15 protein-coding genes are annotated in these 17,971 nt (G+C 34.4%); 2 read left to right on the top strand and 13 right to left on the bottom strand.

Annotated elements, in window-relative coordinates; all coding sequences use genetic code 11:
* Window positions 1-4: 4 nt before the first annotated feature.
* The 13 genes from E7419_01180 to E7419_01120 form a co-directional block, all read right to left on the bottom strand.
* Complete coding sequence (locus tag E7419_01180) at window positions 5-844, bottom strand: undecaprenyl-diphosphate phosphatase (GenBank protein ID MBE7013801.1); 840 nt, start codon at window positions 842-844, stop codon at window positions 5-7.
* A gap of 256 nt (window positions 845-1,100) precedes the next feature.
* On the bottom strand, window positions 1,101-1,889 hold the full coding sequence (locus E7419_01175) for an RnfABCDGE type electron transport complex subunit B (protein ID MBE7013800.1): 789 nt from the start codon (window positions 1,887-1,889) through the stop codon (window positions 1,101-1,103).
* Between the two features lie 164 nt (window positions 1,890-2,053).
* Window positions 2,054-2,638, bottom strand: a complete 585-nt coding sequence (gene rsxA, locus E7419_01170) for an electron transport complex subunit RsxA (protein MBE7013799.1) — start codon at window positions 2,636-2,638, stop codon at window positions 2,054-2,056.
* Window positions 2,635-3,228 (bottom strand): electron transport complex subunit E, encoded by a 594-nt coding sequence (locus E7419_01165; GenBank protein MBE7013798.1) that lies wholly within the window; start codon window positions 3,226-3,228, stop codon window positions 2,635-2,637. The genes rsxA and E7419_01165 overlap by 4 nt, the downstream gene beginning before the upstream one ends.
* On the bottom strand, window positions 3,228-3,746 hold the full coding sequence (locus E7419_01160) for an RnfABCDGE type electron transport complex subunit G (protein MBE7013797.1): 519 nt from the start codon (window positions 3,744-3,746) through the stop codon (window positions 3,228-3,230). Before E7419_01160 ends, E7419_01165 begins: the two co-directional genes overlap by 1 nt.
* Entirely contained in the window at window positions 3,739-4,713 is a 975-nt protein-coding gene (locus tag E7419_01155; protein MBE7013796.1) for an RnfABCDGE type electron transport complex subunit D, read from the bottom strand. Before E7419_01155 ends, E7419_01160 begins: the two co-directional genes overlap by 8 nt.
* Window positions 4,713-6,041 (bottom strand): electron transport complex subunit RsxC, encoded by a 1,329-nt coding sequence (rsxC, locus tag E7419_01150; GenBank protein ID MBE7013795.1) that lies wholly within the window; start codon window positions 6,039-6,041, stop codon window positions 4,713-4,715. Before rsxC ends, E7419_01155 begins: the two co-directional genes overlap by 1 nt.
* Before the next feature lie 30 nt (window positions 6,042-6,071).
* The gene (locus E7419_01145) at window positions 6,072-7,850 is read right to left on the bottom strand and encodes a hypothetical protein (protein ID MBE7013794.1); all 1,779 of its coding nucleotides are present in this window, start codon (window positions 7,848-7,850) and stop codon (window positions 6,072-6,074) included.
* 51 nt (window positions 7,851-7,901) lie between these two features.
* Entirely contained in the window at window positions 7,902-8,489 is a 588-nt protein-coding gene (locus E7419_01140) for an NUDIX hydrolase (GenBank protein MBE7013793.1), read from the bottom strand.
* A 293-nt stretch (window positions 8,490-8,782) separates the two neighbouring features.
* Window positions 8,783-10,069, bottom strand: coding sequence for an amidohydrolase (locus E7419_01135; protein MBE7013792.1), 1,287 nt, complete (start codon window positions 10,067-10,069; stop codon window positions 8,783-8,785).
* A 4-nt stretch (window positions 10,070-10,073) separates the two neighbouring features.
* Entirely contained in the window at window positions 10,074-11,297 is a 1,224-nt protein-coding gene (locus tag E7419_01130) for an adenosylhomocysteinase (protein ID MBE7013791.1), read from the bottom strand.
* Between the two features lie 13 nt (window positions 11,298-11,310).
* Window positions 11,311-15,030: a phosphoribosylformylglycinamidine synthase gene (locus E7419_01125; GenBank protein MBE7013790.1), complete on the bottom strand. Its 3,720-nt coding sequence runs from the start codon at window positions 15,028-15,030 to the stop codon at window positions 11,311-11,313.
* 75 nt (window positions 15,031-15,105) lie between these two features.
* The gene (locus E7419_01120; protein MBE7013789.1) at window positions 15,106-15,765 is read right to left on the bottom strand and encodes a tetratricopeptide repeat protein; all 660 of its coding nucleotides are present in this window, start codon (window positions 15,763-15,765) and stop codon (window positions 15,106-15,108) included.
* Between the two features lie 254 nt (window positions 15,766-16,019).
* Here E7419_01120 and E7419_01115 point away from each other — a divergent pair, with 254 nt between their 5' ends.
* Together E7419_01115 and E7419_01110 are read left to right on the top strand one after the other, a co-directional pair.
* Window positions 16,020-16,592 carry a dephospho-CoA kinase gene (locus E7419_01115; GenBank protein MBE7013788.1) on the top strand — a complete coding sequence of 191 codons (573 nt, stop codon included), beginning with the start codon at window positions 16,020-16,022 and terminating at the stop codon, window positions 16,590-16,592.
* The gene (locus E7419_01110; protein MBE7013787.1) at window positions 16,580-17,965 is read left to right on the top strand and encodes an aminopeptidase; all 1,386 of its coding nucleotides are present in this window, start codon (window positions 16,580-16,582) and stop codon (window positions 17,963-17,965) included. The genes E7419_01115 and E7419_01110 overlap by 13 nt, the downstream gene beginning before the upstream one ends.
* Window positions 17,966-17,971: the final 6 nt, after the last annotated feature.

The following is a 17,971-nucleotide window of genomic DNA, read 5'->3' as shown; positions in this document are numbered from 1 at the left end:
TTTATTAACCTCTTATAAAGATTAGAAATGTTATTATTGCAAGAATAATATTAAAAATACCAAAATAATAAGTTTTTTTGTTTTCTATAGATTTTTTAAATAAGTAAATTGAAAATCCGCTTATACCTATTGCACCAATAGTAAAGAATATGTAGTAAAACACTCCGTAATTTACGGTTACGCCGTGTATAAAAAGCATAATTATATTTCTTATAAATGAGAATACAGCCCATACAAGTGTTATAAGATATGTAAATTTAAATGCAAATTCCTTTGTAAAACCTGATACTAAACTTATGTAGTACATTCCGGCAACTCCTGAAAGTCCTGGAATTATCGATAACATTCTAAAAACCGATACGCTTACTGCATTAAGGATAGTTTCATTTGAACTTTTTAAGTTTTTTTCTTTAATAAAACCTGACATTATAATAAAGAAAGCCGAAAGAATAAGTCCCAATGATATAATAACTATATTTCCTCTCATTCCTTTAAATAAAAGTTCAAAAAGAGGTGTAAAAACCAATGTAAAACTACCGAATATAAACATTAAAAGATGTTTTTTATCTTCTTCTTTGGTATCAAGATTTAAATTTTTTTCTTTTATATCCTTTAATAAACAACCTGACGTTTTATAAAGTAAAAAGAGGTCGCTTTTTAAAAAATACACTATCGCAAGGATAACCGAAAAACTTGTAATAATGGGAAGGATACTGTCGTATCCTCCCGTTATTAAATTAAAATTCGTATAGTAAATAAGCCCGTCCATACCCTCATAAGATAAAGGTGTAAGGAAAGAAAAAATATATAATATTCCTTTAAAGAATGCTGATATAATACTCATATTGCTCTCCAAACTTTAATTCACAACTTCGTTTAATTAGGAATTAGGAAATAGGAATTAGGAATAATGGAATGCAAAAGATGCTATTCAGCCTTTTGCAATGTTAATTCCATTTTGATTTAATCCCATAAACATTGTTATATTTCTTGTGTACTCAAGAATTATTTGAAATCGAAGATTTCCCGTTCAATGCATAAATTACGCAAGTAATTTATACATTTATTCCTAATTCCTCATTCCTAATTCCTAATTCTTTTTATATTATTATTTTTTTCGGGCATTTTTCAGAACATATTCCGCAGTTTGTGCATTTTTCGTAATCAATTACGGCTAAATTATTTTCAACTTTAACTGCTTCGGAAGGACAGTTCTTTTCACAGATTTTACAGCCTAAACAACTTACTTTACATAAATTTTTGGCAACTGCGCCCTTATCGTGATTTGAGCATAAAACTGCATGTGATTTTGATTTTGGAACAATACGGATAATACCCTGAACACATTTTTTAACACATGCCCCGCATGCAGTACATTTATCTTCATCAACAACTGCAACGCCGTCTATGATATGTATTGCATCAAATTTACAAACGGAAACACAAGAGCCAAGACCGATACATCCGTACTGACATTCTTTAGGACCGCCTGCCATTCTTTTAGTATAAAAGCAATCTTCTGTCCCTTTGTACTTAAGTTTAATGTTGGCTTTATCGGTTGCACCTTTGCAGAATACTCTTGCAACCATAGGCTCGCTTTCTTCTACTGTGACGCCCATTATTTCGCCGATTTTTCTGGCAGTATCTGTCCCGCCTGCTGAGCAAAGAGAAACCGAAGCACCGTTTTCCACAATGGCTTTTGCATATCCTCCGCAACCGGCATATCCGCAACCTCCGCAGTTTGCACCGGGAAGTAACTCTTCTATTTTTTCTGTTCTTTCATCTTTTTTTACCATAAATATTTTTGCAAAAATCCCAAGCATTATACCAAATATTAAGCCGAGACTTGCAAGAATTATGGCAGGAATTAATATTTCTTTCATATATATAACCTCATTTAATTGCTCTTTTAATATAATGAATAATGAATAATGAATGATGAATAGTGAATAATTATGGTATAAATCGCACAGCGATTTATGAATTTAATTCATTGATTGCACTGCAATCGATACATTTATTCCTAATTCCTCATTTCTAATTCCTCATTTTTTTAAATGTTTAAATTTGAAAATCCTAAAAATGCCATCGCAATAAGTCCTGCTGACACAAGAGCGATTGGTGTTCCTTTCATAAATTCAGGAATGTCGGCATTTTCAAGCCTTTCTCTTACACCTGCAAAAAGGAAAATTGCAACCGTAAATCCAATAGCAACCGAAGCGCCATAAACTATAGACATAACAAAATTATATCCGTTTTGCACATTTAAGATGGCTGCTCCCAAAACTGCACAGTTTGTTGTTATAAGCGGAAGATAAATTCCAAGCGCTTCATAAAGAGGAGGGCTTAGTTTCATAATCGCCATTTCAACTAACTGAACAAGTGCTGCTATAATCAAAATAAAGGTTATAGTCTGCAAATATTCCATATTAAGAGGAACTAAAATATATTCCTGTGCAAGATATGTAAGTGCTGATGAGAGTGCCATAACAAAAGTTACTGCCATACCCATACCTACTGCAGTATCAGTTTTCTTTGATACTCCAAGGAACGGACAGATGCCAAGGAATTTAGAAAAAATAACATTTTCTATAAAGATTGCGCCTATAACTATTGAAAAAATACTTGAAAAACTCATTTAACGGCACCTCCTTTTTTAGTTAAAAGATTTACTATGCCAAGCACAATGCCAAACACGATAAATCCTCCCGGTGCCATAACAAACATTGTCGCAGGTTTAAAGTTTTCACCAAAGAGAGCAATGTTTAAAAATGTTCCGTTTCCTATTATTTCTCTTACGCTCGCTAAAATAAAGAGTGCAAAAGTAAACCCAAGTCCCATAGAAAGACCGTCTAAAAAAGATGCACCCACACTGTTTTTAGAAGCAAACGCTTCGGCTCTTCCTAAAATGATACAGTTAACAACAATCAAAGGAATAAATAATCCAAGTGAATTATAAATATCGACTGCATAAGCTTTTAAAAGCATTTCAACTATGGTAACAAAGGAAGCGATAATTACAATGTAACTTGCTATTCTGATTTTATCAGGAATAACTTTTTTAAGCATTGATATAACAACATTTGAGCAGATTAAAACCGCCGTTGCAGAAAGCCCCATACCTATTGCATTTGAAACTGATGTTGTGGTAGCAATAGTAGGACATGTTCCAAGTAAAAGAACAAATACAGGGTTTTCTTTAATGATTTTTATAAAAAAACTTTTCATTATATTTTTCCCCCTGCCTTTTCAATTTTCAAAATTGCCTCTTTAACACCCTCAGTTACTGCTGTGCTTGTTATTGTTGCACCTGAAATTGCAGTAATATCTTCTTTTAGTTTCATAGATTTATCTTTTTTAACAAACTGGTTTAAAAAGGCTTTATCCTGCGCTTTTGCACCAAGTCCGGGTGTTTCTGACATTGAAAGAATTTCAACCCCTGAAACCGTATAGTCGCATTTTACTCCGACTATCATATTTATTTTACCACCATAGCCGTTTGGTGAAACTTTAACTGCATAACCTACAACATTTCCTAAGTTATCTTTACCTTCGGAAATATCTTCTGCCACGATAGAAAATTCACTTGCTTCGGGAAGAACTTCTTTATTTGCTAAAAGTTCCTGATTCTTTGCATTTTCCAAAATAACAGGAGCAGTAAGGGAATTTACAAAAGATAAAAGTCCTGTTGAAATACCGCATATAAGGAATAATACAAGCCCTAATTTTACAATATTCTTAACCATTTTTTGCTACCCTCCCATACTTTTTAGGGGATATATACTTATCGATAAGGGGAGTAATAACATTTACAAATAAAATTGCATAAGTTACCCCTTCAGGATAGCCGCCTTTTACCCTTATTAAAATTGTTATAAAACCTGCAATTATGCCGGCTGTTATCTGACCTTTTTTAGTTGTCGGCGTTGTGACATAATCGGTTATCATAAAGAATGCACCAAAAAGTATTCCGCCTGAAAGTACGGTAAATAAAGCATCTCCCGTAAAAAGTCCGTCATAACCTAATAAAAATCCGAAAAATGCCGAAGATAATATGTAAGACAAAGGAAGATGCAAAGTTATAACTTTTCTTATAACTAAATATGCACCGCCAATGAGTATTGCAACTGCACTTGTTTCGCCTATGCAACCTGATATATTACCTAAAAATAAGTTAATATAAGAAGTAGTCTCGCCTGATACTTTCATCAAATTAAGAGGTGTTGCCGATGTTATTGCATCGGTAAGGGGAACTGAAGAAAATAACGGTAATGTTATCCTTGTCTTTACGAAAACTGTTGTAAGGAGCGGCCATGATGCAAGTAAAAATGCTCTTGCAGATAAAGCAGGGTTAACAAAGTTCTGCCCAAGACCTCCGAACAACTGCTTAGCTATTATAATGGCAAACAAACTGCCAATAACAGGCACCCAGAGCGGTACGCTTACAGGTAAAATCATAGCGATAAGTGCGCCTGTAACACATGCACTTAAATCGGATATTGTGTTTTCTTTATGTAAAATTAAATTCCATAAACTCTCAAAAAGGCAGGCTGACAAAACTGAAACAACAACCAGTATAAGCGCTCTGAGCCCAAACACATATACCCCCGCAATCAAGGGAAAAATAAGTGCGATTAACACATCTGCCATAATGGAAGGTGTACTTTTCTTGCCTGTGATATGAGGAGATGAAGAAACTATCAATTTATCCATTATTTATTCCCCTCCTTCAAATTTTCAAGCTGAAGTTTTGCTTTGCCTACTCTTATATGCTCAACCGGATTTCTGAAACTCGGACAGGCATAAGAACAGGAACCACATTCTATACAATCCATAATATTATATTTTTTCATATTTTCGTAATCTTCTTTTTTGGAATACAGTAAAATGTATAACGGCATAAGACCCATAGGACACGCATCAACACATTTTGCACATCTTAAGCAGGCAAGTTCTTTCTTGTCATTTATTTCGTCTTCGGTAAGTGCTAAAAGTCCTGATGTTCCTTTTATAACGGGAGCATCTACGCTGTATTGTGCCATACCCATCATAGGACCACCCATTATAAGTTTTCTTAAATTGTCTTTAAGTCCGCCTGCAGCGTTTAATACATCAATAAACGGAGTGCCTATTCTTACTCTCAAATTGCAGGGATTATTTACCGCATCTCCTGTAACAGTGACAATTCGGGAAGTTAAAGGTCTGCCTGTTTTTAAAGTTTCACATACTTCTACTGCAGTATCAACATTTATAACAATCGCACCCACATCAACAGGGAGTTTTCCTGATGGTACTTCCTTACCTGTTACGGCTTTGATAAGATGCTTTTCAGAACCTTGCGGATATTTGGTTTTTAGGGTTAAAACTTTAATTGACGTATCATTTCCCAAAGCGTCTTTTAAACTTTTAATGCCGTCTTTCTTATTGTCTTCTACGCCTATATAACCTGTCTTAAGGTTAAATATTTTCATAATGGCTAAAAGACCGTATATAATTTTTTCGGGATACTCAATCATTGCACGGTAGTCACTTGTTAAGTAAGGTTCACATTCCGCACCGTTTACAATAATATATTTAACTTGCTTATCGGGCGGAGGACTTAGTTTAACATGGGTAGGAAATGCCGCTCCTCCCATGCCGACAATACCTGCATTTTTTATTATTTCAACAATTTCTTTTGCCGATAAGTCATTATAATCGCCTATCGGTTTGATTTCGGGGTCCCATTCTTCTAAAAAGTCATTTTCAATTATTACAGTATTCGTTTTAACACCGCTTGGATGAAAATACGGTTCAATCGCTGTAACCTTGCCTGAAACTGACGAATGAACGGGAGCTGAAACAAATGCTTCACTTTTTCCAATTAACTGCCCCTTTTTTACAACATCGCCTACTTGAACTACAGGGTCAAGAGGCGCCCCAATATGTTGCCTTAAGGGAATATAAACAGTTTTTGGTGCGTCAAGTTCTCTTATCGGCTTATCTTTGGTAAGCCCTTTATTAGACTCAGGATGCACGCCTCCCCTAAATGATAACTTCATACTTGCTCCTTTCATTTTTCCAATACACTGTTAAAGTGTAGAATTTTCGCCATCCTCTTCGTTTAAATTTTCTTCCTGCCCGTTTGTTTCCACAGGCTCAGTATTCTCGTTAATGTCACTTCCCGAAGTCTGACTTTCTTCCCCATTTAAGTCTTCCTGAGGAATTTGAGGCTCCTGTGTTTCAGGAGGGGTTTCTTCCGGCTCTGTGGTTTCGGTTGGAGGAGTTTCAATCAAAGGAGTGTCCTCTTTTACTTCAGGCTCTGGTGTAACCGGAAGCGGAGGACCTTCTTCAATAATTTTTGTAAGAGGTTTATATACATTAGTGCCTAAGAATTCCTGACGGATAATATTACCCGAAGAATCTTTGACAACTTTTGTAGCATTTATTTTATATCCGTAAGCACCGTTTTGGGTAACTTTCTTTGTACCGGGTTCAAGGTCAGGGTTTTGTGTAATTTTTTCGGTAAACGGATAACTTTCCAAAGTATTGGTATAAAGTTCTACTTTATTATTGTTTTCTTTCTTGCCAAGAAGTGTAACTGTAAGCACACCTCCGCCTGTCGATGTTACAACTTTTATTGGCGATTTTAAATTGTTCATAAATCTGAAATCTATAAGTCCGTATGCAACGGTAGCATCAAGTCCGTTTCTTACATAACTTACCGTATACATATGATTTTTTCTTTCAACTATTTTTAAATCTGCATAAAGTACAGCATTATAAAGGGTTGATGAAACCTGACATATTCCTCCGCCAAGTTCTTCTGAAAGTCCATTACTTGTATAAACTGTCGCGGTGGAAAATCCCGTAGCCGAAGTTCTTGGGCCTACAATTTTGTTATAGGAAAAAATATCCCCTGAATTTAATATAATACCGTTTATTTTTTTGGCAGCAAGTGTAACATTCTGAGTTCTTCCGATAAGAGATGCGTTATATTTACTTGTAAAACTTCCTAAAACATCAGAAAAAAGTTCTCCGCTTAAATTTTCAACTCTTACTTCAGGATACTTTTTTATAACAGGAATTGTAAAGGAGGTTTTACCCTCATTTAATGCTTTTTCAATATCCGAAATATTAACAATAACACCGACTGTATGAGGTGTTATGGTTGTAACGCCATTCTCAGTTTTACTTGATGCATTTTTTGGCTCAACATATATTTTGTCATAAATCATCTTTGGCGTTACTTTGTCAATCTTTGTTATCGGTAAATCAATATTTCTTCCCTCTTTTAAATCAATTTTTTCCATAGTAAGTGAGTAAAGTTTGTCAAAATCAACAGTTGTAAGGTCGCTGTTTATTTTTACCGATGCATAATTTTCGTAAACTTTTATATCAAAATTATTAAAATCTATTCCGTTTGCAACAAGAAGAGTGTTAATCGTTTGCTCAAAAACATCTATATCAAAATTATAGGAATTCGGTATATCATCAAACGAAAAGCGTGATTTTATAATAGAGGTAAGGTCACTAAAGAAGTTACCGCTTCTTCCTTTATTATAAGCGTAATGGACAACAGCATCCAGGTTATAATTTATCCCTGAAGCATTTGGTGCAAATTCAAAGGATTTATCGTTATAATTTACTTTAACAGGTAAATCCGCGTTAAAAGTTTTGCTTTTAAGTAGAGTCAATGCATCTTCCTTTTTTAAATCTCCTATATAAACTCCGTTATAAGTAACATTGGAAGCAATCACATCGCTTTTAATAAAAGCATTGACCGAATAGATACTAAGTCCGATAAGACTTCCTGCTACTATAAATAAAGTTACTGACACGATTATTGCAATTTTTACTTTTACACTCATATTGTATTCTCCAATAGCGTTTTTAAATTATAAATTTTTGATAAATAAAGGTTAAAATTCCCGAAAATATGATAAATAAAATTCAATAAGTTCTAATCGGAAATGCGCCCAGTCACGCCAGCCTCCTGAAATTGAGTTAAGTGTTTCAGCAAGTTCCAAAAGGCCATCAGCATCAACTTCCAAGTAGTCTGCTATTTCGTCCTCTGTTGCATCTTTTATAAGTTCTCCTGAAATTTCATTTATTACAAACAGATATGAATAAAATTTTACTATATCATCTTTATAATGGAAATTATATTCAATAATTCCTAAGAATTTATCAATATCAAATAAAATGCCAAGTTCTTCTTTGACCTCTCTATGTAATGCGTGGATAGCGCTTTCAGAAAAATCTATTCCGCCTGTGGGAATACGAAAAGCACCTTTGGGGTACTTTTTACTCCTTATAACAATGAACTTGCCGTTTTTTCTTCTTGTTAAAAATCCAACCTCTCCGCGTCTGTCAGTTTCAAGTGTCTTTTTAAAATCATAAAAATATTTTTCGCTTTCAAACTCAAGGGAAACTTTTTTTACCTGAGCGTTTTTATTATATTCATTTGAAAGTTCAATATATTCGTTTTCTACAAACTTCTCAAGCATTTTGTTCCCCCCCCTTAAAGTTTTAAATTGAAAAATAATTTTTTAAAATTCTAAACCTTTGTTAATTAGGAATTAGGAATTAGGAATGGAGGAATGCAAAAAGATGCTATTCAGCCTTTTTGCACTGTTAATTTTTTTCATTCAATCCCATAAACGTTTTTTATATTTCTTATATAATCAGGAATTATTTGAAATCGAAGATTTCCCATCAATTCCATAAATTACGCCAGTAATTTATACCTTTATTCCTCATTCCTAATTCCTAATTCCTAATTAAATTAATTTTTTCAAATTTAAAAAATTTTCTCTTTTATTTTTAGTATTTCCGATTTTACTCTTTCAATGTCAATAGTTTTATATTCGCCTTTATGGTAAAGAATTTTACCGCCCGATACTGTTGTTTCAACCTCCGTACCGCATGACGCATAGACAATATTATTTATAACATTATGGTTTGGCAGATGATAAATTTCATCAGTATTTAAAATGATAAAATCGGCATCATATCCTTCTTTTAACATTCCCTTATTTTCTCTTCGCATGGCTTTTGCACCGTTTAAGGTTGCCATTTTTAATATTTCATAAGGGGACACATAAGATGGATCGGAATTTTTATTACACATTAAAAGTGCAGCATAGTTTAACTCGGATAACATATTAAGGTTATTGTTACTTGACGCTCCGTCAGTTCCGATTGCAATGTTTATTCCGTTTTGCTGGTACTTATATATGTCACAAATTCCGCTTCCGAGTTTTAAATTACTCTTAGGATTATGTGCAACATAGTGACCTTTTAAAAGTTTAATATCATTATCATTTAAGTGAACACAATGAGCCATTAATGTTGTATCGGAAAGAAGCCCTGTTTCCTCATAAATTTCCACAGGAGTTTTTCCGTATTTTTTAATACAGTCTGAAACTTCCTGTGCATTTTCCGATAAGTGTGAGGTTATCGGCATATTATATTTTTGGGAAATTTCTGCCGTATATTTTAAATAATTGTATGAACAGGTATAAACTGCATGAGGAAACATTTCAACTCTTATTAAATCGTCATCAATACCATTGTAATTTTTATAAAGTTCAATACATTCTTTCATACGATAGTCGGAAGAATAATCGTCCTTTTCTTCAAAGTTCATAACGCATCTTGAAACGTTGGCATTCATTCCTGTTTCACGATATGCTCTTACGGCATCTTCCATAAAATAGTAGCAGTCATTTACTAAAGTTGTCCCGAATTTTAAAAGTTCTGCAATCCCAAGCATTGTGCCCCAGTAAATTTCATTTCCCGAAAGTTTATCTTCAATAGGAAAAATCTTCTCATTAAGCCATCTCTGAAGAGGATACCCCTCTGAATAACTCCTGAGAATTGTCATCGCTGTGTGACAATGAGCATTCGAAAAAGAGGGCATAACAGTTTTCCCTTTTAAATCTAAAACATAGTCATACTTACTTTCATCGGGAAGTTTATCCCCTATATATGAGATTTTTTTACCGTTTGTCCCAAGATATCCGTTTTCAATTATCTTCTCATCATCAAGAGTTATAATATATGCGTTTTTTAAAAGAATATTCATATTATTACTCCATATAATTATTTATATATTCTTCCTGTTCTTTAGATAAAGTATCAATAGATACTCCCAAAGATTTAAGTTTTATATTTGCAACATATTTATCCAAAACATCAGGCACATTATATACCTTATTTTCCATATTTTTGTAGTTTTCGTTTATATATTTTAAACTTAAAGCCTGAATAGAAAAACTCATATCCATAATTTCTGCAGGGTGACCGTCACCTGCGGCAAGATTAACAAGTCTTCCCTCTGCAAGTAAGTTTCTGATCTTACCGTCTTTTCCGAAATAACCTTCAATATTATTTCTTACAACTTTCTTTTCATCTGATATTTCCATTAAATCATTTTTGTTTATTTCAACATCAAAATGCCCTGCATTTGCTAAAATAACACCGTCTTTCATATTAAGAAGATGTTTTTTTGTAATAACATCTTTGCAACCTGTTACAGTAACAAATATATCGCCGACTTTTGATGCTTCTTCCATAGACATAACGGAAAATCCGTCCATAACCGCTTCAACTGCTTTTATAGGGTCAACCTCGCAGACGATTACTTTCGCACCAAGACCTTTTGCACGCATAGCAGTACCTTTTCCGCACCAGCCATACCCTGCCACAACAACATATTTACTGCTGACAATAAGGTTAGTTGTTCGGTTAATTCCGTCCCATACTGACTGACCTGTACCATATCTGTTATCAAAAAGATATTTGCAGTATGCATCATTGGCAGAGATAACAGGGAATTTAAGTTCCCCTGCTCTCTCTCTTGCTTTTAATCTTAATATTCCCGTTGTTGTTTCTTCTGTTCCGCCCTGAAGAGTTTTAATAAGTTCGGGATATTCCGAGTGGATAAGGTTGGTTAAATCGCCCCCGTCATCCATAATAATGTCAGGATTATTGGAAAGCGCATTCCTTAAATCGTTAAAATACTCTTCTTCCGTTTCTCCATGCTTTCCGTAAACGGTAATTCCGTAAACTTCTCTTAAGGCAGCGGCAACATCGTCCTGTGTTGACAATGGGTTACAGCCTGTTGCAGTAACTTCTGCCCCGCCTGCTTTTAAAACAGTTGCGAAGTAAGCAGTTTTTGCTTCTAAGTGAATACAAATTGTAATTTTCTTACCAAGAAACGGTTTAGTCTTTTCAAAATCTTCTTTAATTGTATTTAAAATAGGCATATTTCGTGATACCCATTCTATTTTGTTTTTCCCGCTGTTTACCATAAATAAACCACTCCTATTTAAAATATGATACACCTGCTTCAAACAGTTTCATATCAAAGTTACCGTCAATATTCTTATAAAGGTTATCCCCTATTCTTTCTGCGTGACCCATTTTACCTAAAATTCTTCCGTCTTTACTTGTTATACCTTCAACTGCAAAGTTAGAGCCGTTAGGGTTAGCATACTTATCGTAAGTAGGGTTACCGTCTTTATCAACATAGCAGGTAGCAATCTGACCGCATTTAACAAGTTCTTCCATATGTAAGTCAGAAACGATAAATCTTCCTTCGCCGTGTGACAATGGAACTTTATATATTTCGCCCGGCTTAACATTGTTAAACCAAGGAGATTTATTTGACATAACTTTTATATCTGCCATAGTGGATATATGACGTCCGATAGTGTTATAAGTTAGCGTTGGACAAGTATCAGAAGTATCAATTACATCGCCGTAAGGAACAAGACCAAGTTTTATAAGTGCCTGGAAACCGTTACAGATACCAAGCATAAGCCCGTCACGGTTATATAACATATCCCTTAAGGCTTCTTTTACAAGTTCGTTTCTAAGTGCTGTTGCAATGAATTTTCCTGAACCGTCAGGCTCGTCACCGCCTGAGAAACCACCAGGAATCATTACTATCTGCGCATCTTTAATAGAAGAAGCAAGTTTTTTAGAAGATTCTAAAACATCGGTTGGTTTTAAGTTTTTAAATACTATAACCTCTACCTCTGCTCCCGCTTTTTCAAATACTTTTTTGGTATCATATTCACAGTTTGTACCAGGGAATACAGGTACTACAACTTTAGGTTTTGCAACTTTGATTTTAGGTGAGATTATTTCCTTCTTTTCATAAAGCGGAATGTTTATTTCTTTTAATTCTATTTCTTTTGCAGTTTTGTAAACGCTTTCAAGCGGATTTACAAAAGCATCAATAAGTTTTTCAAGACTTATTTTTTCATTACCGATTGTAACGAAGTTATCGGAAGTGGTATAACCAAGTAAAATTCCGCCAACTTCAGTATCTTTGGAAACTTCGATAATATATGAGCCGTAATCTGCTTTGAATAAATCGGTATCATTCTTAAATTCAAAGCCGATTTTATTACCAAAGCACATTTTAAGCACTGCTTCTGCAACACCGCCCATAGGAACAGCATAAGCAGAATATACTTTTTTAGCCTTTATAAGTTTGTAAACTTTTTTACTTATATCTGTAAAGTTTTCAAAATCAGGTAAAAATCCGTCCTTCTTATTTTCAATTAAGATAACTTTTGAGTCGGTTTTCTTAAATTCAGGAGAGATTATTTCATCAGTAGAAGCAGGGGAAATCGCAAAAGATACGAGTGTAGGAACAACATCCATATCGTTAAACGAACCACTCATTGAGTCTTTTCCTCCGATTGCCGCAATCTTCAAACTTTCCTGAGCATAAAAAGCACCAAGAAGCGCCTGCATTGGCTCTCCCCATCTTTCCTTATCATTCCCCAGTTTCTTAAAGTATTCCTGAAGTGTCAGATAAACTTTTGAAATATCACAACCTGTTGCTACAACTCTTGCGATTGAATGGATAATAGCATAGATACCGCTGTAGAACGGACTCTTTTTAGCCATCTTATTATCAAACCCGTAAGACATAACGGTTGCAGTTTTAGTTTCTCCCGAAATAAGTGGAATTTTTGCAGCCATTGATTCTGTAGGTGTTAACTCATATTTTCCGCCAAACGGCATTAAAACTGTTCCTGCGCCGATTGTTGAGTCAAACATTTCTCCTAAACCTTTTTGCATACATACATTAAGGTCGGATAAAAGTGAAACGAATTTTTCTTCGTAGGTTTTTTCGTTTTCAAATTTAAATGAGTCAAATATGTCATTACTTGTGTTTTCTTTAATCAGAACATCTGTTTCACGTCTTCCGCCGTTGGAATTTAAAAATTCTCTTGAAATATCAACGATTTTAACGTCCTGCCAGTAAAGTTTTAATCTCTTTTCTTCGGTAACGGTAGCAACAACTGTTGCTTCGATATTTTCTTTGCCGGCTTCTTCTATCATTTTTTCTTTATCACATTCTCTTACAACAACTGCCATTCTTTCCTGAGATTCGGAAATCGCAAGTTCAGTTCCGTCAAGACCTGCATATTTTTTAGGCACTTTATCAAGATTTATGTGTAAACCGTCAGCAAGTTCTCCGATTGCAACAGATACACCGCCTGCACCAAAGTCATTACATCTTCTTATAAGTCTTGTAACTTCAGGGTTTCTGAACAGTCTTTGAAGTTTTCTTTCTTCAGGCGGATTACCTTTTTGAACTTCTGCTCCGCAGTTTTCTAAAGATTTATCAGTGTGCGCTTTTGATGAGCCTGTTGCACCTCCGCAACCATCTCTTCCTGTTCTTCCGCCAAGTAAAATTACAACATCACCCGGCTCAGGCACTTCTCTTATAACATTGCTCTTTGGCGCTGCACCTACAACTGCACCGATTTCTAATCTTTTTGCTTTATATGATTCATCATAAATTTCCCTTACCAGACCTGTTGCAAGACCAATCTGGTTACCGTATGACGAATAACCTGCTGCTGCAGTTTTTGAAATTTTTCTTTGAGGAAGTTTGCCCGGAAGTGTTTGGCTAATCGGAACTCTCGGGTCACCGCTTCCTGTGACTCTCATTGCCTGATATACATAAGAACGTCCTGACAATGGATCCCTTATTGCTCCGCCCAGACAGGTTGCAGCACCGCCGAATGGCTCAATTTCAGTAGGGTGATTGTGAGTTTCGTTTTTGAACATAACAAGCCACTCTTCGATTTTGCCGTCAACATCAACAGGCACTTCAATTGAACATGCGTTTATTTCTTCCGACTCGTCAAGGTTTTTTAATACTCCTTTTTTCTTTAAGTCTTTAGTTGCAATAGTTGCAATATCCATAAAGCACATATCTTTGGCTTTTTTATCTTTATATACTTCTTCTCTTACGCTTAAGTATTTATCAAAGGCTGATTTAACAACTTTATCATAAATTTCAACATTTTTAAGTTCGGTTGCGAATGTTGTGTGCCTGCAGTGGTCGGACCAGTATGTATCTATCATTTTAAGTTCGGTAACTGTAGGATTTCTCTTTTCTTCATTCTTAAAGTAATTCTGGCAGAATTTAATATCTGACAAGTCAAATGCAAAACCATTTTCATCAAGGAATTTTTTAAGACTTATTTCATCAAGTTCTATAAACCCTTCAACTGTTATAACAGGCTCAGGTTCAGGAAGTTCCATATCAAGAGTTTCAGGAATGTCAAGTGACGCTTCTCTTGATTCGATAGGGTTTATAATATATTTTTTAATTCTTTTGATATCTTCATCTGATACTTCTTTGTTTATAGCATAAACTTTTGCCGCTCTTACCTGTGGCTTTTCACCTGCTGTTAAAATCTGAATACACTGTGCAGCTGAATCGGCTCTCTGGTCAAACTGACCCGGTAAAAGTTCAGTCGCAAAAACATTATAACCTGATAAGTCAACACTGTCATAAACATTGTCAACCTGAGGTTCGGATAAAATAGTAGTCTTTGCCTTTTTTAATGTTTCCGAACTTAAGGATGATATATCATATCTTACCAGTATTCTTAACTCCAAAAGGCTGTCAATTGATAAATTTTCCTTAATGTCTTTAAAAAGTGATGATGCTTCAACATCAAATCCCTTTTTCTTTTCTGAATAAACTCTTGAAATGCTCATGTAAATTCCCCTTTATATTTGGTCTTGTATCCTGTAATATCTTAAACTTTACTCACCAGGCAATGCCGAAAAATCTCTTTTTTAAATATTACAAGATGCCAGTTTAGTTTCTATTTCTTCTTTTGTAACAGTTGTTAAATTGTGAAAAGGCTTTGTAAGTGCTTCTTCAAACATTGTTTTCGCCCTGACCTTGTCCCCTTCTTCTAAAAGCACAAGTCCAAAATTGTAATATGCTTCGGGAAACTTAGGATCTTTTTCCATTACCTCTTCGTAAATTTCTTTCGCTTTTTTGTTTTCTTTAAGTAAATAATAAGCCTGGCCTAAATTGTCTAAAATAACTGCATGGTCCTTATTATATTCATACGCTTCTTTATTAAACTTAACTGCGTTTTCAGGAGTTTCCAAAATGTTGAATAAATAACCGAGTGTGCAGTACATATTGGTATTTTTATAGTTCTCATATACCGAAAGCATTGTTTCTTTCGCGTCTTCAAGTTCTCCCTCTTTAAAAAGAATTATTGCAAATACTGCTTTTGCCTCGTATCTTGTCGCGTTTGGAATTTTTTCTGAAAGTATTCTTAAAATCGTTCTTTTTGCTTTTTTAATATCTCCGAATTTAAGTTCCAAAAATGCGTATCTTATCTTTGTCATATAATCGACTTTATTACTTTCTATACCCTTTTCAAAAAGCAAAAGCCCTTCTTTAACTTTGCCTTCTGAAATAAGGTTTGTCCCCTTCATCACATAAAGATATTTGTACTTGGGAATAATATTGAAAATAATATAAAAAAATATAAAAACCAGTATAAATTTAATAATAATTTTCCACTCCTTAACAATTTACATTATATCATATTGATTATACTACAAAACAAAGTCAATTTCAATATATTTTAATATAAAAAACTGTAAATAATATTTGAAATTATAAGGAATATATTGTATAATATTGTATAATAAATTCAAACTGATAATTTTAATAACCGGAGGTTATTATGATAGTAGGACTTATGGGGTATTCGGGAAGTGGAAAATCTACATTTGCTCTGATGCTTAAAGACTTGGGAGCATATATAATCGATGCAGATGAAATCGGAAAAAATCTTTTGAAAAAAGGAAGCAGTGCACTTAAGAAAGTTGTCAAAGTGTTCGGGGAAGAATATCTTCTTTCTGACGGAAGTCTTAACAGGAAAAAACTCGGAGATACGGTTTTTAAATCTGAAGAAAGTCTTAATCTTTTAAACAGTATAACTTTTTTGGAAATTGAAAAGAAAATTAAAAATGAAATAAAAAAATCAGATAAAAAAGTTACGGTTATTGACTGTGCGCTTTTATGCGATATGGAAATAATAAACCTGTGCGATGAAGTAATATTTTTTGACACACCTTATAAAACACTTCTTAAACGTATACTTAAAAGGGATAATATATCAGAAGATACTGCAAAAGGAAGACTTAAAAGGCAGGAAAAAGATTATAAGAAATACGCAACTTGTATTATAGAATCAAAAGACATTGAGGCTCTTAAAAAAGATGCCGAAAGTCTTATGAAAGGATGGTTAAAATGAACGAAAATCTTCTTTTAAAAAGGGAAAAAGGGTACGATAAACCCATAAAAACCGAAAAGAAAAAAGTATTTGATTTTTGCGAAGGGTACAAAGAATTTATAAAAGGTGCAAAAACTGAAAGAGTTTTTGTAAAAGACGCTGTAAAACTTTTAGAACAAAACGGCTTTAAAAAATTTGAAAGAGGAATGGATTTAAAAGAAAATGACAAAATCTATTTTGAAAACAGGGGAAAAGCCTTAATTGCCGTTAAAATGGGTAAAAAACCTTTAAGTGAGGGCTTAAGTTTAGTGGGTGCGCATATTGACTCTCCAAGACTTGACTTAAAACCAATCCCTCTTTTTGAAAGTGACGGGCAGTTATTTATTAAAACCCATTATTACGGTGGAATTAAAAAATACCAGTGGCCGATTATTCCGTTATCCCTTTTTGGAACAGTCGTTCTAAAAAGTGGAAAATGCGTTGATGTGGTTATAGGGGAGGACGAGAAAGACCCTGTTTTTGTTATATCTGATATACTTCCTCATTTGGGTGCATCTCAGGCTAAGAAAACGGGAAGTGAAATAATTCATCCTGAGCAGTTAAATGCAATTGGTGCGACTATTCCATATGAAGATGAAGAAAAAAAAGAAAGAATTAAACTTAACTTTTTAAATATATTAAATAAAAAGTATGGTATTACCGAAGAAGACTTAATATGTGCAGAACTTACTTTAGTTCCGCAGTTTGCTCCAAAGGACGCGGCTCTTGACGGAAGTCTTGTTGCCGCTTACGGTCAGGACGACAGGGTTTGTGCTTATGCAGGTCTTATTGCTTTATTTGACGCAAAACCTTATGAAAAAACTCAGATGCTTCTTTTATCTGACAAGGAAGAAATCGGCTCAATGGGTAATACGGGTATGCAGTCTAACTTTTTTGAATTTACATTAGAAGAACTTTGCGAATCACAAAATGTAAAACTAAGAGATGCGCTTACAAATACTGCATGTTTGTCTGCCGATGTATGCGCAGCTTACGACCCTAATTTTGCCGAAGTTTTTGAGAAGAATAATTCCGTTTTCTTAAACGGAGGGGTTGCTGTTATGAAATATACAGGGGCAAGAGGTAAATCAGGCTCATCTGATGCAAGCGCCGAATTTTTAGGGAAGATAAGATCAGTTTTTGACAAAGCAAATGTTAAATGGCAAATAGGTGAACTTGGCAAAACAGACGAGGGCGGGGGAGGAACAATCGCTCAGTTTGTTGCAAATTTAGGCTGTGATGTTATTGACTGCGGAGTTCCGCTCCTTTCAATGCATTCGCCTTATGAGGTTGCGGCAAAGTATGACATATATATGGCATATAAAGGCTACAAAGCATTTTTTGAAAAAATATAATTTCGG

The sequence above is a fragment of the Oscillospiraceae bacterium genome, from assembly GCA_015068525.1.
GTDB lineage: Bacteria > Bacillota > Clostridia > UMGS1840 > HGM11507 > SIG450.
Note: the sequence above shows the minus strand (reverse complement) of the source record. Positions and strands in the feature narration are given on the sequence as shown.

What these genes read in the sequence shown, in the direction of transcription:
- E7419_01180 (MBE7013801.1), bottom strand. Translation starts at nt 844, where the DNA reads ATGAGTATTATATCAGCATTCTTTAAAGGAATATTATATATTTTTTCT.
- rsxA (MBE7013799.1), bottom strand. Translation starts at nt 2,638, where the DNA reads ATGAGTTTTTCAAGTATTTTTTCAATAGTTATAGGCGCAATCTTTATA.
- E7419_01165 (MBE7013798.1), bottom strand. Translation starts at nt 3,228, where the DNA reads ATGAAAAGTTTTTTTATAAAAATCATTAAAGAAAACCCTGTATTTGTT.
- E7419_01160 (MBE7013797.1), bottom strand. Translation starts at nt 3,746, where the DNA reads ATGGTTAAGAATATTGTAAAATTAGGGCTTGTATTATTCCTTATATGC.
- E7419_01155 (MBE7013796.1), bottom strand. Translation starts at nt 4,713, where the DNA reads ATGGATAAATTGATAGTTTCTTCATCTCCTCATATCACAGGCAAGAAA.
- rsxC (MBE7013795.1), bottom strand. Translation starts at nt 6,041, where the DNA reads ATGAAGTTATCATTTAGGGGAGGCGTGCATCCTGAGTCTAATAAAGGG.
- E7419_01145 (MBE7013794.1), bottom strand. Translation starts at nt 7,850, where the DNA reads ATGAGTGTAAAAGTAAAAATTGCAATAATCGTGTCAGTAACTTTATTT.
- E7419_01140 (MBE7013793.1), bottom strand. Translation starts at nt 8,489, where the DNA reads ATGCTTGAGAAGTTTGTAGAAAACGAATATATTGAACTTTCAAATGAA.
- E7419_01135 (MBE7013792.1), bottom strand. Translation starts at nt 10,069, where the DNA reads ATGAATATTCTTTTAAAAAACGCATATATTATAACTCTTGATGATGAG.
- E7419_01130 (MBE7013791.1), bottom strand. Translation starts at nt 11,297, where the DNA reads ATGGTAAACAGCGGGAAAAACAAAATAGAATGGGTATCACGAAATATG.
- E7419_01120 (MBE7013789.1), bottom strand. Translation starts at nt 15,765, where the DNA reads ATGAAGGGGACAAACCTTATTTCAGAAGGCAAAGTTAAAGAAGGGCTT.
- E7419_01115 (MBE7013788.1), top strand. Translation starts at nt 16,020, where the DNA reads ATGATAGTAGGACTTATGGGGTATTCGGGAAGTGGAAAATCTACATTT.
- E7419_01110 (MBE7013787.1), top strand. Translation starts at nt 16,580, where the DNA reads ATGGTTAAAATGAACGAAAATCTTCTTTTAAAAAGGGAAAAAGGGTAC.